Source organism: Mesorhizobium sp. M2C.T.Ca.TU.002.02.1.1, assembly GCF_003997225.1.
In genome coordinates, this window is the sequence record NZ_RZTO01000058.1 from 1 (window position 1) to 14,011 (window position 14,011).

12 protein-coding genes, 1 tRNA gene and 1 pseudogene are annotated in these 14,011 nt (G+C 65.0%); 6 read left to right on the forward strand and 8 right to left on the reverse strand.

Features of this window, described 5'->3' with window-relative positions:
* The 3 genes from dapB to EOD07_RS05235 form a co-directional block, all read left to right on the forward strand.
* Positions 1-610: 4-hydroxy-tetrahydrodipicolinate reductase (gene dapB, locus EOD07_RS05225; protein WP_127234233.1), on the forward strand; the 610-nt coding region annotated here is incomplete at its 5' end.
* 78 nt (positions 611-688) lie between these two features.
* Positions 689-1,309 carry a 2,3-bisphosphoglycerate-dependent phosphoglycerate mutase gene (locus tag EOD07_RS05230; protein ID WP_127234234.1) on the forward strand — a complete coding sequence of 207 codons (621 nt, stop codon included), beginning with the start codon at positions 689-691 and terminating at the stop codon, positions 1,307-1,309.
* Positions 1,310-1,719: 410 nt separating this feature from the next.
* Positions 1,720-1,804: transfer RNA gene (locus tag EOD07_RS05235), tRNA-Leu, on the forward strand.
* Positions 1,805-1,886: 82 nt separating this feature from the next.
* Here the strand turns inward: EOD07_RS05235 and EOD07_RS05240 are convergent.
* From EOD07_RS05240 to EOD07_RS05275, 8 genes are all read right to left on the reverse strand, one after another.
* A complete protein-coding gene (locus tag EOD07_RS05240) occupies positions 1,887-2,636 on the reverse strand; it encodes a GNAT family N-acetyltransferase (protein ID WP_245469861.1) in 750 nt (249 codons plus the stop codon).
* A 109-nt stretch (positions 2,637-2,745) separates the two neighbouring features.
* Positions 2,746-2,922 (reverse strand): hypothetical protein, encoded by a 177-nt coding sequence (locus EOD07_RS05245; protein WP_116389944.1) that lies wholly within the window; start codon positions 2,920-2,922, stop codon positions 2,746-2,748.
* A gap of 315 nt (positions 2,923-3,237) precedes the next feature.
* A complete protein-coding gene (locus tag EOD07_RS05250) occupies positions 3,238-3,987 on the reverse strand; it encodes an aspartate/glutamate racemase family protein (protein WP_245469863.1) in 750 nt (249 codons plus the stop codon).
* Positions 3,988-4,085: 98 nt separating this feature from the next.
* Complete coding sequence (locus EOD07_RS05255) at positions 4,086-5,327, reverse strand: D-amino acid dehydrogenase (RefSeq protein WP_127234236.1); 1,242 nt, start codon at positions 5,325-5,327, stop codon at positions 4,086-4,088.
* A 156-nt stretch (positions 5,328-5,483) separates the two neighbouring features.
* Entirely contained in the window at positions 5,484-6,206 is a 723-nt protein-coding gene (locus tag EOD07_RS05260) for a GntR family transcriptional regulator (RefSeq protein WP_127234237.1), read from the reverse strand.
* 584 nt (positions 6,207-6,790) lie between these two features.
* Positions 6,791-7,972: a PLP-dependent aspartate aminotransferase family protein gene (locus EOD07_RS05265; RefSeq protein ID WP_127234238.1), complete on the reverse strand. Its 1,182-nt coding sequence runs from the start codon at positions 7,970-7,972 to the stop codon at positions 6,791-6,793.
* The gene (locus EOD07_RS05270) at positions 7,969-9,405 is read right to left on the reverse strand and encodes a pyridoxal-phosphate dependent enzyme (RefSeq protein ID WP_127234239.1); all 1,437 of its coding nucleotides are present in this window, start codon (positions 9,403-9,405) and stop codon (positions 7,969-7,971) included. Before EOD07_RS05270 ends, EOD07_RS05265 begins: the two co-directional genes overlap by 4 nt.
* Positions 9,406-9,672: 267 nt before the next feature.
* Positions 9,673-11,013 (reverse strand): FAD/NAD(P)-binding protein, encoded by a 1,341-nt coding sequence (locus EOD07_RS05275; protein ID WP_127234240.1) that lies wholly within the window; start codon positions 11,011-11,013, stop codon positions 9,673-9,675.
* Between the two features lie 646 nt (positions 11,014-11,659).
* Here EOD07_RS05275 and tauA point away from each other — a divergent pair.
* From tauA to EOD07_RS05290, 3 genes and pseudogenes are all read left to right on the forward strand, one after another.
* Complete coding sequence (gene tauA, locus EOD07_RS05280) at positions 11,660-12,673, forward strand: taurine ABC transporter substrate-binding protein (protein WP_127234241.1); 1,014 nt, start codon at positions 11,660-11,662, stop codon at positions 12,671-12,673.
* Between the two features lie 166 nt (positions 12,674-12,839).
* The gene (locus tag EOD07_RS05285; RefSeq protein WP_127234242.1) at positions 12,840-13,613 is read left to right on the forward strand and encodes a taurine ABC transporter ATP-binding protein; all 774 of its coding nucleotides are present in this window, start codon (positions 12,840-12,842) and stop codon (positions 13,611-13,613) included.
* Positions 13,610-14,011: pseudogene (locus EOD07_RS05290) on the forward strand (taurine ABC transporter permease); the annotation flags it as partial. The gene EOD07_RS05285 and the pseudogene EOD07_RS05290, both read left to right, overlap by 4 nt.

Consider the following 14,011-nt stretch of genomic DNA (forward strand, 5'->3'; position numbering starts at 1 on the left):
CGCCAAGGCCGATGGCATGCTCGATTTCACCGCGCCGGCGGCAAGCGTCGAATTCGCCGGCTATGCCGCGCAGGCGCGCATCGTCCATGTCATCGGCACCACCGGCTGCTCGACCGAGGACGATGCGAAGATCGCCGCCGCCGCGCGCCATGCCACGATCGTCAAATCCGGCAATATGAGCCTCGGCGTCAACCTCTTGGCGGTGCTGGTCGAGCAGGCGGCGAAAGCGCTCGACCCGGAGGATTTCGACATCGAGATCCTGGAAATGCATCACCGCCACAAGGTCGACGCGCCGTCCGGCACGGCGCTGCTGCTCGGCGAGGCGGCGGCCAAGGGGCGCGGCATCGATCTTGCCGACAACAGCGTCAAGGTGCGCGACGGCCATACCGGCGTGCGCAAGGCCGGCTTCATCGGCTTCGCCACGCTGCGCGGCGGCTCCGTCGTCGGTGACCACAGCGTGATCCTTGCCGGCACCGGCGAGCGCATCACGCTGTCCCATCATGCCGAGGACCGGGCGATCTTCGCGCGCGGCGCGGTGAAGGCGGCGCTCTGGGCACGCGGCAAGAAACCGGGCCTTTATTCCATGCGGGATGTGCTCGGACTCTCCTGACACAAGCCTGAAGCATTTCGTTCTTACGCAGTTCCGGACTGAAATCGTTGGAATTGCCCAAACCCCAAAGGAGCTGACATGTCGGGAACTCTCGTGCTCGTGCGCCACGGCCAGAGCGAATGGAACCTGAAGAACCTGTTCACCGGCTGGCGCGACGTCGGGCTGACCGAGCAGGGCACGGCGGAAGCGCTCGCGGCCGGCGAAAAGCTCAAGGCGCGCGGCCTGAAATTCGACATCGCCTACACCTCGGCGCTGCAGCGGGCGCAGAAGACCTGCCAGCTGATCCTCGACGTCGTCGGCCAGAGCGATCTCAAGACCATCCGCGACCAGGCGCTCAACGAGCGCGACTATGGCGACCTCTCCGGCCTCAACAAGGACGACGCGCGCAAGAAATGGGGCGAGGAGCAGGTGCATATCTGGCGCCGCTCCTACGACATCGCGCCGCCCGGCGGCGAAAGCCTGAAGGACACCGGCGCGCGCGTGTGGCCCTACTACCTGCACGAGGTGCAGCCGCATGTGCTGCGCGGCGAGACGGTGCTGGTCGCCGCGCACGGCAATTCGCTGCGCGCGCTGATCATGGCGCTGGACGGCAAGAGCGGCGAGGAGATCGTCAAGCTCGAGCTCGGCACCGGCGTGCCGATCGTCTACAAGCTCAACGCCGATTCGACAGTGGCGTCGAAAGAGGTGTTGGAGGGGTGAGCTTCCTTTCCAGTCGGCTGGTCTTTTTTAGCGATAGCGTGGACGGCAGCTTGGCGCATGCATCGGCCAACGCAGCGCTGGTCGACCCCCACTCCGTCTCGGCTTCGCCGAGCCACCTCTCCCCCGATCGACGGGGGAGAGGAAAGGCGTGCCGACCTTTTGCCGTCAACGCTCGTCCAGCAAGGCTCCCTTCCTTTCCCTCCGGAGGGGGAAAGGTGGCGCTGCGAAGCAGCGACGGATTGGGGGAACCACGTGGCAATCAAGCCTCGGCCCGATCGGTCACGCCAGTTACAGAAGATATGCGCGTCGCGTAGCCCGTTCACGGGGAGAAGGTGTCGGCCGGCGGATGAGGGGCAGTGAAAAAAGCGCGTTGACACATATCGTTTGCCCGCTTACATGAGCGCCCACCAGCCCAGATGGCGGAATTGGTAGACGCGCACGGTTCAGGTCCGTGTTCCGCAAGGAGTGGAGGTTCGAGTCCTCTTCTGGGCACCATCTCATCCCGACTGCCAACGGGATCAATAAGATAAGCCTTCTCGATTCATTGTGTTCGCCGACCTTTCTGGCGATCGATTGGCTATGCGCCTTCCCCCTGGTTGTCTTCGCTGATCCGTAAGCTGGCTCCCCGAAGCGGGAGACCGAGGCGCAACGCAACGCGTTGCGATCCGAAATTGCCTCGGTCCGTGCTGTAGAACAGCGTGCGGGAACGGAGCTCCGGCAACCGGGACCATCCGGCGGTCGCGCTGGCGGCAAGGCCCCGCCCCCTGAAGGCTTTCACCGTCACCAGCCCGAGTTCGGCGCCGGCGTCCGCCAACCGAGCCGCAAAGGCGATGGAAGCGACCTCCCCGTCGACGAGAGCCGCGCACCACGGCGCCCAAAAGTCCGATACCTCACGGAAGCCGAGTTCGAACAAGCCTTCCGGTACTTCCTCCGCCTTCCAGGACCCGATCAGAGCCTGGCCACTTTCGGAATCGCTGCCGACAAGCCGCACCCCGCTGGGATACGGGTGCCCGTGCGGCAGGTGGTAGATCAAACCAAAATTGTGCCGCGCATGGTTGCCGCCACCGAGGAGCGCCAGGTAGCGTTCAAGATGTCTTGGCGTCGCGGGATGCGTGAAGGGCGGCTCGGCGGCGAGAAGTCCTACGAGCTCGCCCGCCAGCTCATCAGGCAGATCGGCGTGCACCCCGAAGACGTTGCCGGATGCGCAGCCTGCCAACCATAGTCGAGGCCCCGGTGAGCAATCAGGATCGTTCTCGCCGGCAATCCGTCCGTCACGGTTCAGTCGAAACAGCGTGTGATAGTCCGTGCGGAGCCAGTCGGCGATCATCCAGCACAGCTTAACGATTCGACGATGCGGGTCCAGCGTCGGCTCTGATGTGCGCACGACCCCGCTTTTGAAAGCGCCTATCAGATGAGGTCGCCTATCAGCCGTCCGGCTATTTCACCGAGCTCGTCACGGTCGGATCGACGGCGTCGGGCACGGACTTGCGCTCATTGCCGGCGAAGATGCCGATGAGGAGGAGGCTGAGCACGACCGGCACAAACAGGATGGCGACGCGCGCCTGCACGTAGAAGATGGCACGCCATTCGTTTCGCTTTTCGTCGTTCATCATGCTTCGCTCTGTGGTGCCTCCCGGCGAGGGGACATAGAGACGAAGCGTTAAACATCTCCTTCCGATTCGGTTAACGGGCGACGATCTGCGGTAATGGCACAGGGCGGCGCTGCCCCCGCTCCGACCGCTACGCGGCCACCTCTCCCCCACTTTGTGGGGGCGAGGAAACGCTAATCGTTGAGGCCGCGACCTCCGCAGGCCTGGGTTCCTCGCCCCGCCAAAGGCGGGGAGAGGTGGCTCGGCGAAGCCGAGACGGAGAGGGGAGCGCCCTATGCGATTACCCGCTTCCTATCGCCCGAAGGTCCGCCCCGCCGATCAACCGGCGGGCAGCGCGAACAACCGGCCGCCCGCCGGCACGACGTCGTCGATGCCGGCGAGGCGCAGGCAGTGCCAGGCCATGGCGTGGTTGGAGGAGGTGACGGGAATGCCGATGCGCCGCTCCAGCTCCGCTACCGCTTCGGCAACGCGCAGGCTGGTGCAGGAGATGAAGATCGCTTCCACGCCTGGCACTTGCGCCATGCGCTCCGCCGCCGCCTCGATCGAAGCGAGCGAGATGCGGGCCGCCTCGCGGTCGTCGCGCCGATCGAAGGTGGCGACGGCGGCGATGTCGAGGCCACGGCCGCTAAAATAGCGGACCAGGCCCTGGTTGATCTCCGGCGCATAGGGCGTGAGCAGGCCGATGCCTTTGGCGCCCAATGCCTTGAAGGCGGCCAGGGCGCCGGTGACCGGCGTGGTGCAGGCGACGCCCGGCCGCGCCTTCCTGATTTCCGCGAAGACGGCGTCCTCGCCGAGCGTCATGGTGGCCGAGGTGCAGCCGAAACCGACGACGTCGAGCGGGATCGAGGGCAGGATAAGATCGACGGTGGGCGCGATGCGCGGCCCCATGGCGCGCAGCGTTTCCGGCGTGATGTCGTTGTCGTTGAACAGACGCGCCTCGTAGAAGGCGACGCCTGGAATGCGCACCAGCGCGCGGAATTCATGCTCCAGCGTCTGGTCGGTGGCAAGGATGGCAAGCCCGATCGCCGCGCGCGAGGCAAGGCCGCCATCGATCTCGGATGGCAGCACGCCCAAATCAACCGGTCCCGAAGATTGAGGGCGGGTAGCAGCCGCGCTGACAGACATGGCATTCCCTTTCCTGGTCGATCCCCTCGGGGATCCTGCTCTCAGTTCAAAAGACCGTCCATCGAGATCGCCGGCTTGCGGCCGGCGATGAGGTCGGCGGTGATGCGGGCGGAACCATGCGACATGGTCCAGCCGATATGGCCGTGCCCGGTGTTGAGGTAGAGATTGCGCAAACGCCGCTGGCCGAACTCGGGGAGATTGTTGGGCGTCATGGGCCGCAGACCCGCCCACATCTCGGCGCGGTCATAATCGGCGCCTTCGGGATAGAGCTCCTCGGTCACGCCCTTCATGAAGGCAAAATCGGCCGGCTTGTGGCTGGTGTCGTAGCCGGCGAACTCCGCCGTAGCGGTGACGCGGACACGGTCGCCGAAGCGCGAGATGGCGACCAGATTGTGCTCATCGACCGAAGCAACTGTCGGCGGCGCCGGGCGGTTGCCGACAGGAATGGTCAGCGAATAGCCCTTGATCGGGTAGATCGGCAGGCTGATGCCGACCGTCTTGGCGATCAGCGGGCTGTAGGAGCCCAGCGCCAGCACATAGGCGTCGCCCTTGACCGCGCCCTTGTCGGTCAGCACCTGGGCGACGCCGTCGCCCGACGTCTCGATACGGATAATGGTCGTGCCGGTGCGGATCTCGCCGCCGCGCTCGACAACCTTGGCGGCGAGCGCGCGGGTGAATCTCGCCGGGTCGCCGGTCTCGTCGGTCGGGCAATGGATGCCGCCAGCGATTTTTTCTTTTGCCGAAGCCAGTGACGGGTCGAGCGCGACGATGGCGTCGCGGTCGAGCACCTTGATCAGCTGGCCGTCGGATTCGAGCAGCCGCATATGCTCGACGCCTTTGTCGAGCGCCTGCTGGCTGCGATAGAAATAGAGGATGCCGCGATCGTTGCGGTCGTATTCGATCGCCTCGTCGGCGACGACCTCTTGCAGGACCGATTGCGAGTAGACGGCGAGACGATGCTTGAGCAGCGTGTTGCGCCTCGCCTTCTCGGCCGTGCATTCCATCAGGAACAGCCACGACCAGCTGTAGAGCCTCGGATCGGCCGAGAGTTTGAAGCGCAGCGCCTGGTCTTTCAGCACCAGCGATTTCAACAGGATCATCGGCGCCCTGGGCGAGGACCAGACGAAGGAATGCCCCGGCGCGATCATGCCGGCATTGCCCCAGCTGGTCTCGGCAGCGACCTGTTGCTGGCGCTCGAGGATGACAACCTCGTGCCCGTCCTTCTGCAGCTGATAGGCCGTGGTGACGCCGACCACGCCGCCACCCAACACGATCACGCGCATGGCGCCTCCAGAGATCGCAAAGTGAGTACACTTTAGAATGGAATTCGCGATCCGCAAGGGGCAGCCTGCGATTGGCGGATCTTTGGGGAAGCCGGCGGGGCAGCCCTTCCTCGGGACGCTAAGGATCACGCAAGGAGGCTTTGGGCGAAGGTCCCTCTACGCGGCGGTGCCCGGAAAAAGCCGTGCCAGGCCGCGGGCGGCCACCTCGATGGCGTGCGCGGAGCTCAGCGTGATGTGTCTTTCGAGAAGACTTGCTCCATCGGCGGCATCGCGGCGGCGCAAGGCGTCGATGATCGCGTCATGCTCGTGATAGGTGCGGTCGCGTCGCGGCGCGGACTCCAGATCGATACGTCTGAAGAAGCGGATGCGCGCGCAAAGGCCTTCCAGCGCGCCGATCATCTGCGCATTCTTCGACAGTTTTGTCAGCGCCCTATGGAAGCTTTCGTCGGCGACGGCGATCTTCGCCCATGAGCCTTCATCCTTCAGGTTGCTGTGCCTCGTCCAGGCCTCGGCCGCCGCTTCGATCTCGGCGTCGGTCGCCCGTTCACAGGCAAGCACGAAGGCGGCCCGCTCGATCGCCGCGCGAAGTTCATAGAGATCGCGCACCGCTTCCGGCGTCAGTTCGCGAGCGAAAAAACCCTTGTTTGGCACCGCGGTGACAAAACCGTCCCGCTGCAGCCTGTTGAGGGCGGCGCGAACCGGCGTGCGGCTGACCGCCAGCTCGGCGGCGAGCTCGACCTCGTTGATCCTTTCGCCGGGCCGGAATCGGTAGTCGATGGCGAAGTCCTTGATCCGGGCATAGACCCGCTCGACACTGTCGGCGGCGCGAACGGCACGCGTAGCCGCCGATTTTTCGCCACTGCTACGTCCTCGTGTCATCCACCCTCATCCCGGCGCCGCCGGCCAATCGGCGGGCGCTTCTATGATACGTTCTGAAATCGCAAAGTGCACTCAGTTGCGCTTAAAGCGTTTCACCGTTTCATGGAAACATGGAAACGGCGAAGCGCTCTATCTCTTTGTTTGTCGCAGTTCCCGGGCGGAAAGCTACGGCGAAGGCGGCTCACATTTTTCCTGGAATTGCTCCAGTTCCTCAACGCAGAAGTTTTGACCGGTTGGTTAGTGCGCGTTGCGGACCCCGACCTTGGCGATTAGCTGAGACGCCTATCGCGGTCGTCATCCACGGGCGGAGCAAGGAGCGAAGCGACGTGCGCAGACCCGAGGATCCATGCCGTGACTTGGAAGCGCCGCCACGGTGCAGAATTCTGCTCCGTTGCACACTTCGGTCCAGTTAACGGCATGGATTCCAGGGTCTGCGCGCGTCGCTTCGCTCCTTGCTCCGCCCTGGAATGACGAGGTTCGGGAGCCTTCAGCTCATCGCGAGCGTTTGCGCTGACTTATCCCAAACGATGTTGATAGCCTTGCCCGACAAGCCTGCAATCTTTCAAAATCACTGTGTTGAGGAACTAGTGCGCCAGCGCCTGTTCCAGATCCGCGATCAGATCATCGCCATCCTCGATCCCACAGGACAGCCGCACCAGCGAATCCGTGATGCCGATGGCGGCGCGTTTTTCCGCCGGGATCGAGCCGTGCGTCATCAGCGCGGGATGCTCGATCAGGCTTTCGACGCCGCCCAGGCTTTCGGCCAAAGTGAAGAGCTGGGTGCGTTCGAGGAAGCGCTTCGTGCCAGCCAGGTCGCGGTCGAGGTCGACCGAGATCATGCCGCCGAAGGCGTGCATCTGCTGGACGGCGATGGAATGCTGCGGGTGGCTGGCGAGGCCGGGATAGATGACGCGGCGGACATCCTTTCGCGTCTCCAGCCATTGCGCTATTTTCAAGCCGTTGGCCGAATGGCGCTCCATCCTCAGCGCCAGGGTTTTTATGCCGCGCAGGGCGAGAAAGCTGTCGAACGGGCCGGAAATGCCGCCGATGGCGTTCTGCAGGAATTTCAATTGGGCGGCGAGATCCTTGTTGTCGCCGACGACCGCGACGCCGCCGACCATGTCGGAATGGCCGTTCAAATATTTCGTCACCGAATGGACGACGATGTCGATGCCGAGCTCCAGCGGCCGCTGGATGTAGGGGCTGCAGAAGGTGTTGTCGGCGACGGTGAGCAGGCCCTTGCGCCTGGCCAAGGCCGCGACCGCTTCGAGATCGACGACGCGCAGCAGCGGGTTGGTCGGCGTCTCGACCCAGAGCAGTTTCGTTTCGGGCCGGATCGCCGCCTCGACCGCGGCAAGGTCCGTGAAGTCGGCAAAGCTCACCTCAAGGCCGGCGGAGCGCTTGCGCACGCGCTCCATCAAGCGGAACGAACCGCCATAGATGTCATCGGTGGCGACGATATGGGCGCCGGCGTCGAGCAGTTCCAGGACCGTGCCGATCGCCGCCAGGCCGGAGGCGAAGGCGAAGGCGGCCGATCCGCTTTCGAGGTCGGCCACGGCGCGCTCGAAGGCGAAGCGCGTCGGGTTCTGGCTGCGGGCATATTCAAAACCCTTGTGCACGCCGGGCGACTGCTGGCCGTAGGTGGAGGTGGCGTAGATCGGCACCATCACCGCGCCGGTCAGCGGGTCGTGGCTCTGGCCGCCATGGATGGCGCGGGTGGAAAAGGCCAGGCGGTTCTTGCCCAATGCTGGTTTTGGCGAAGTCATTTTGCGCGGCGCCTCAAATGGTTGATCAGGTCGATACGGGTTATCAGGCCGACGAATTCCTCGCCATCGAAGACGATGGCGACCTCGTTGCGGTCGAAGACAGGCAGGAGCGCGTCGAGCGTCTGGCTGGCCTGCAGCGTGTGCAGGTTCGAGGTCATGGCCGAGCGCACCGGACCGTTGAAGCGGTCCCAGCGGCCGTCATAGGGGCCGTCGACCTTGGCCAGGATGTCGCTCTCGTCGACGATGCCGATCAGCTTGCCATCGTCCAGCACCGGCAGCTGCGAAACGTCGGAGCGGCGCATGCGGCCATAGGCGTTGAGCAGGCTCTCGTCCGGGCCGACGGTGACGATGTCGCCGGTGCGCGGCGAGCGCATGACGAGGTCGCGCAGATCGCCATGCTGCTCCTGGTCGGCAAGGCCCTGCTCGGCCAGCCAGATGTCGTCAAACACCTTCGACAGGTATTTGTTGCCGCTGTCGCAGACCAGGGTGACGACGCGCTTGGGCACCGTCTGCTCGCGGCAATAGCGCAGCGCCGCCGACAACAGCGTGCCCGAGGACGAGCCGGCGAGGATACCTTCCTTGGACAAGAGATCGCGCACCGCCAGCATGCTCTGCTTGTCGGTGATGGAATAAGCCTTCTTCACCAGCGAGAGATCGGCATTGGGCGGCACGAAATCCTCGCCGATGCCTTCGACCGTCCAGCTGCCGGCCTCCTCCATCTTGCCGGTCTTGATCAGCGGCGCCAGCACCGAGCCGACCGGATCGGCAAGCACCATCTCGGTCTTGGGCGAATGCTTTGCGAAAAAGCGGCCGAGGCCGGTGAGCGTGCCGCCGGAGCCGACGCCGACCACCACCGCGTCGACATCGCCCTCGAGCTGCGAGAAGATTTCCGGGCCGGTCGTCGTCTCATGCGCCAGCGGGTTGGCGGGGTTGGCGAACTGGTTGGCATAGAAGGCGCCGGGCAATTCGGCGGCGATCCTCTCGGCCATGTCCTGGTAATATTCGGGATGGCCCTTGCCGACATCGGAGCGGGTCATGCGCACTTCGGCGCCCAAGGCGCGCAGATGCTGGATCTTCTCGCGCGACATCTTGTCGGGCACGACCAGGATGATGCGGTAGCCTTTCGGGATGCCGACCTGGGCGAGGCCGAGACCGGTGTTGCCGGCGGTGGCCTCGACGATCGTGCCGCCGCGCTTCAGCCGCCCCTCCTTCTCCGCCGCCGCAATCATTGACAAGGCGATACGGTCCTTGATCGAGCCGCCGGGATTCTGGCTTTCGAGCTTGATGAACAGCCGGCATTTGCCGGTGTCGAACCTGGTCAGCTCGACGACCGGCGTCTGGCCGATCAGGTCGAGCACCGAGGCGTAAGGCGGGCGAAGTCTCGACAGATTGGTGTCCGCGCCGCCGGGCGCTGCTTTTGTCTGCTCGCTCATCTTGAGTGCTCCATCGAAGCAATTCGAGGCGGGTGTTGGCAATCTCGCGCCCCTTGCTGGATCATGATCTTTTCCAAAAGCGGTTCCCACTTTTGGGATCATGCTCTAGCCGCGGGACTCCATTCCGGTTTCGCGCATCGCGCGCCCTGTCTTTTCCAGCCCTTTTCATCCGGAAAGAAGATAGATCGTGCCAATCCGGCGGCGAGTGGAGGAATGGAATTTCGCGGAGAGGGCTGACAAGAAAGGGGGTGGGCAGCAAAGCCGAACCTACCCCAACAGCTGCCTGCTCAGCTTCGCGCTTTGCACGCGTATATCCGGGATGGCGTCGATCTCGAAGAAGGTGCCGCGCGTCAGCGGCCCGACGGCGAGCAGCTTCGACGACACCGTGCCGTCGGCGGCGATCAGCTCGCATTTCGCCGTGACGTCGAGGCCGAGACGCAGCGGATCGGGCCGCGCCAGGCCGCGCTCGATCAGCGAACGCACGACGCCGTTCGACGTCCTCGAAATGTCGCGGGCAATGCCCATGCAGTCATAGAGGCGGGCGACCTCCAGGGTCTCGATATCCTGCGTGCCGCGCGGCTGGATTTTTACGACGAAGCTGCCGTTCGCCGCGATATTCACGACCCTGCCGGCGACGAGGCGGATGCGGCCCGACCTGACCGCTTCGGTGACGCGCGCGTAGACTTCCGGCGCCATGCGATGGCGGTGGATGTCCCACCAGGCCTTGGTATGCTCGACGAAGCGGCGCTTGGCCGAGGACGGCCAGTTCTGCCAGATCGTCTGGTTGAAGGGTCGCAAACCGTCGACGACGTCGCGCCAGTCGCCGCCGGCTTTCTGGGTCTCGCGAATCAGGTTGCGGAACCAGCCGACGAAATAGGAAAGCTCAGTGCCGAGCGGAATATCGGCGATATCGAGCTTGATCGGATTGCCCTTGCGATGCGGCGACGGCAGCAGGCCGCGCCGCGACACCGCGACGATCGGGCCGCGATGGCCGCGCTGTTCCAGCGACAGGAAGGCGTCGACCATGCTCAAGCCCGTGCCGAGCAGCAGGACGGCGGCCTCGGGATCGAGCGCGGTGTCGGCCTCCGTCCCCATGCGGATCGCATGGCCCTGGAAGGCGCCGGGCTGCTCGTCATGGCCGGTGGCCAGAACGGCGAGATGCGCCACGACGCTGGTGCCGTTGGCAAGCGCCACCTCGACGCCGGCCGGCGTCGGCGAGATCGACAGGCTCTCCTCGCGGATCAGCCTGAGACGCCCGGTGTCGCGCTCGCGTTCCTCGAGGCCGTCAAGCACGTCCTGCAGATAGCGGGCATAGAGGCTGCGCGGCGCGTAGAACGGCCCCTGGTCCGGCTTGGCAAGGCCGCGCTCCAGCACCCAGCGCGCGAAATGGGTGGGATCGTCGGCGTAAGCGCTCATGCCGGAGGCGTTGACGTTGAGCACATGCGCCGAAAGCAGCGTCGAATAGGCCATGCCCTGGCCGAAATGCGGCCGCTTCTCGATCAGCGTGACGCGCAGGTCCGGATTGGGTGATTTGAGCAGATGCGCGGCCAGCACGACGCCGCTGGCGCCGCCGCCGACAATGATGATGGAATTGGCGCGTCCAACCATGATTGCGAGCCGAAACGTAACGGAGCGGTCAGCGCGCGGCCAGCGCCGCGGGCGGCCCCGGCCGCAAGCCACGAACGATCGCCGGAACGGTCTTCAGAAGGTCGCGCATCGTTCTCTCACTCCCAATGTTGATAAGATTACTATACTAAGCGAGCCGGGCACGAAACCGGCTTTTCAATTCACCTGCCCTTTGAAGCATGGATTTGCCTGGATAGGCCGATCGGAGAATTTTCGTTCGGCCCGGGAGCGACGCCCGTCTCCATCGTCATTCCAGGGCGAAGCGACGCGAAGCGGAGCGTAGACCCTGGAATCCATGCGTTACATCCAAGATAGGCACCACGGTGCAGAACGAGAGCCTCGCGCGACGCCGGATAGCTTTGCACCGCAGTATCGCTTCTATGTCACGGTATGGATTCCAGGGTCTGCGCGCGTCGCTTCGCTCCTTGCTCCGCCCTGGAATGACGAAGAGCGTAGGTTGCCGCTCGTCAGGGCACCCGCGACCGTCCTTTTGCGCCTCCGCCGCCGGTACCCGGCGACACTTTTCCAACAAAGCGGTCTTCGTTGGAAGGATTTAACTCTACAAACCCGATAGAATTAACGGACGATAGAAAGGCAATCCAGTTTTTCGGGGTTATGGAGCCTTTCAATGTCAATCCTTTCACGACGCGTTCTGCTTTTCTCGTCGGCGGCGCTTACGGCGGCCGCCCTGCTCGGCCCGGCCAGCGCAGAGGACCTCAAGATCACCATCGGCTACCAGACGGTGGTCGAGCCCTCGAAAGTGCCGCAGGCCGACGGCGCCTATGAAAAGGCGACCAAGGCGGCGATCGACTGGCGCAAGTTCGATTCGGGCGCCGACGTCATCGCCGCGATCGCCTCCGGCTCGGTCGATATCGGCTATGTCGGTTCGAGCCCGCTGGCCGCGGCCGCCAGCCGCGAATTGCCGATTGAGACCATCTTCGTCGTCGGCCTGATCGGTCCGTCGGAAGCGCTGGTCGCCCGCAACGGCGCCGGCATCGAGAAGGTCTCCGACCTCGCCGGCAAGAAAGTCGCCGTGCCGTTCGTCTCGACCACGCATTACAGCCTGCTCGCGGCGCTGAAGCATGAAGGCGTCGACCCGAAGTCGGTCGAGATCCTCAACCTGAGGCCGCCGGAGATCGCCGCCGCCTTCGCGCGCGGCGATATCGACGCGGCCTATGTCTGGGATCCGGCGCTCGGCCAGGTCAAGACCACCGGCAAGGTGGTGCTGGACTCCGCGCAGGTGGCCGCCTGGGGCGCGCCGACCTTCGACGCCTGGATCGTGCGCACCGATTTTGCCGAAAAACATCCCGAGGCCGTGCGCGACTTCGTCAAGGTGACCGGCGAGGCCTATGCACAGTTCCTCGCCAAGCCGGAGGCCTGGTCGGTGTCCTCGCCGGAAGCGGGCAAGATCGCCAAGCTCACCGGCGCCAAGCTGGAAGAAGTGCCGGAGCTGCTCAAGGGCTATGTCTTCCCGTCGCTCGAGGAGCAGGCCTCGGACAAGTTCCTGGGCGGCGAGACCGTCAAGGCCGTCGCGGCGACATCCGCCTTCCTCAAGGAGCAGGGCAAGGTCGACGCGGTACTGCCCGACTATTCGAAATATGTGACGGCCAAATACGCCAGCGAGGCGCTCGCCTCGAACTGAGCTTTCTCCATGCAATTCCCGGAAGGATGACCGCCTTTCCGGGGATTGTTCGGAAGCGCGGCGCCTTCTTCCCTTGGCCTTGCGCTTGCCTGTCCCGAAGCCGCTTACGAGGCGCGGCTTCGGGGCAGGCCCCAGGATCCAACACCCTGATCCAGCAGAGGCCCGAATGACGCATCTCATCCTCGACAAGGTCAGCGTCCATTATGACGGCCAGCCGGCGCCGGCGGTCGAGCGCGTTTCGCTCGACATCGCCAAGGGCGATTTCGTCGTGCTGGTCGGCCGGTCTGGCTGCGGCAAGACCTCGCTGCTCAACGTCGCCGCCGGCCTGGTCGAGCCCGCAGGAGGCCTGGCCACGGTTGGCGGCCGGCCGATCACCGGACCCGGATCCGACCGCGCCGTGGTGTTCCAGAACGATGCTTTGTTCCCCTGGCTGACGGCGCGGGAAAACGTCGCCTTCGCGCTCAGGCTGCGCGGCGTGCCGGCCGACAAGCGGGCGCGCCGCGCCGACGGATTGCTGTCGCTGGTCAAGCTCGGAGACGCCGGCGACAAGCACATCTGGGGGCTTTCCGGCGGCATGCGCCAGCGCGTCGGCCTTGCGCGGGCGCTCGCCGCCGAACCCGAATTCCTTCTGCTCGACGAGCCGCTCGGCGCGCTCGACGCGCTGACGCGCGAGCGCATGCAGACGACGCTGCTCGATCTGTGGGCCGCCGCCCGTGTCGGCGTGCTGATGGTGACGCACGGCATCGAGGAAGCGCTGGTGCTCGCCACCCGTATCGTCGTGCTGGCGCCGGGGCCCGGCCATGTGGTGCGGACATTCGAAACACATTTCGGCCGCCGTTACGCGGCCGGCGAGCCGATCCGCACGATCAAGGCGGATCCCGCCTTCGCCGCGGCCCGCGCGGAGCTGACCGACGCGATCTTCGAAGGAGAGGCGGCATGAGTGTCGGCGCCTATAGCGAACGTCCGGCTGCGAAATCTGGCGAGAAAGACGGTTTCTCCGTGCCATGGTCGCGGCCGCGGCCAAAGCCGAGACGAGCGGTTTCGGCCCGACTGGTCAGCGCGATCACCATCCTCGTGCTGCTGGCCGCCTGGACGGTCGCGGCCTCGCTGCAGCTGGTATCGCCGGTCTTCCTGCCCTCGCCCGCCGCGGTCTGGGCCAAGTTCGTCGTCGTCGCCCGCGACGGATTCGTCGACGCGACGCTGCTCCAGCACACCCTCGCCTCGCTTTGGCGCGTGTTCGCCGCGCTGATCGCGGCGATCCTTGTCGGCGTCCCGGTCGGCCTCGCCATCGGCATCAGCCGGATCGGGCGCGGCGTGTTCGATCCGCTGCTCGAGTTC

What these genes read in the sequence shown, in the direction of transcription:
- EOD07_RS05230 (WP_127234234.1), top strand. Translation starts at nt 689, where the DNA reads ATGTCGGGAACTCTCGTGCTCGTGCGCCACGGCCAGAGCGAATGGAAC.
- EOD07_RS05260 (WP_127234237.1), bottom strand. Translation starts at nt 6,206, where the DNA reads ATGACACGAGGACGTAGCAGTGGCGAAAAATCGGCGGCTACGCGTGCC.
- EOD07_RS05240 (WP_245469861.1), bottom strand. Translation starts at nt 2,636, where the DNA reads ATGATCGCCGACTGGCTCCGCACGGACTATCACACGCTGTTTCGACTG.
- EOD07_RS05255 (WP_127234236.1), bottom strand. Translation starts at nt 5,327, where the DNA reads ATGCGCGTGATCGTGTTGGGTGGCGGCGTGGTCGGCGTCACCACGGCC.
- EOD07_RS05270 (WP_127234239.1), bottom strand. Translation starts at nt 9,405, where the DNA reads ATGAGCGAGCAGACAAAAGCAGCGCCCGGCGGCGCGGACACCAATCTG.
- EOD07_RS05245 (WP_116389944.1), bottom strand. Translation starts at nt 2,922, where the DNA reads ATGATGAACGACGAAAAGCGAAACGAATGGCGTGCCATCTTCTACGTG.
- tauA (WP_127234241.1), top strand. Translation starts at nt 11,660, where the DNA reads ATGTCAATCCTTTCACGACGCGTTCTGCTTTTCTCGTCGGCGGCGCTT.
- EOD07_RS05285 (WP_127234242.1), top strand. Translation starts at nt 12,840, where the DNA reads ATGACGCATCTCATCCTCGACAAGGTCAGCGTCCATTATGACGGCCAG.
- EOD07_RS05265 (WP_127234238.1), bottom strand. Translation starts at nt 7,972, where the DNA reads ATGACTTCGCCAAAACCAGCATTGGGCAAGAACCGCCTGGCCTTTTCC.
- EOD07_RS05275 (WP_127234240.1), bottom strand. Translation starts at nt 11,013, where the DNA reads ATGGTTGGACGCGCCAATTCCATCATCATTGTCGGCGGCGGCGCCAGC.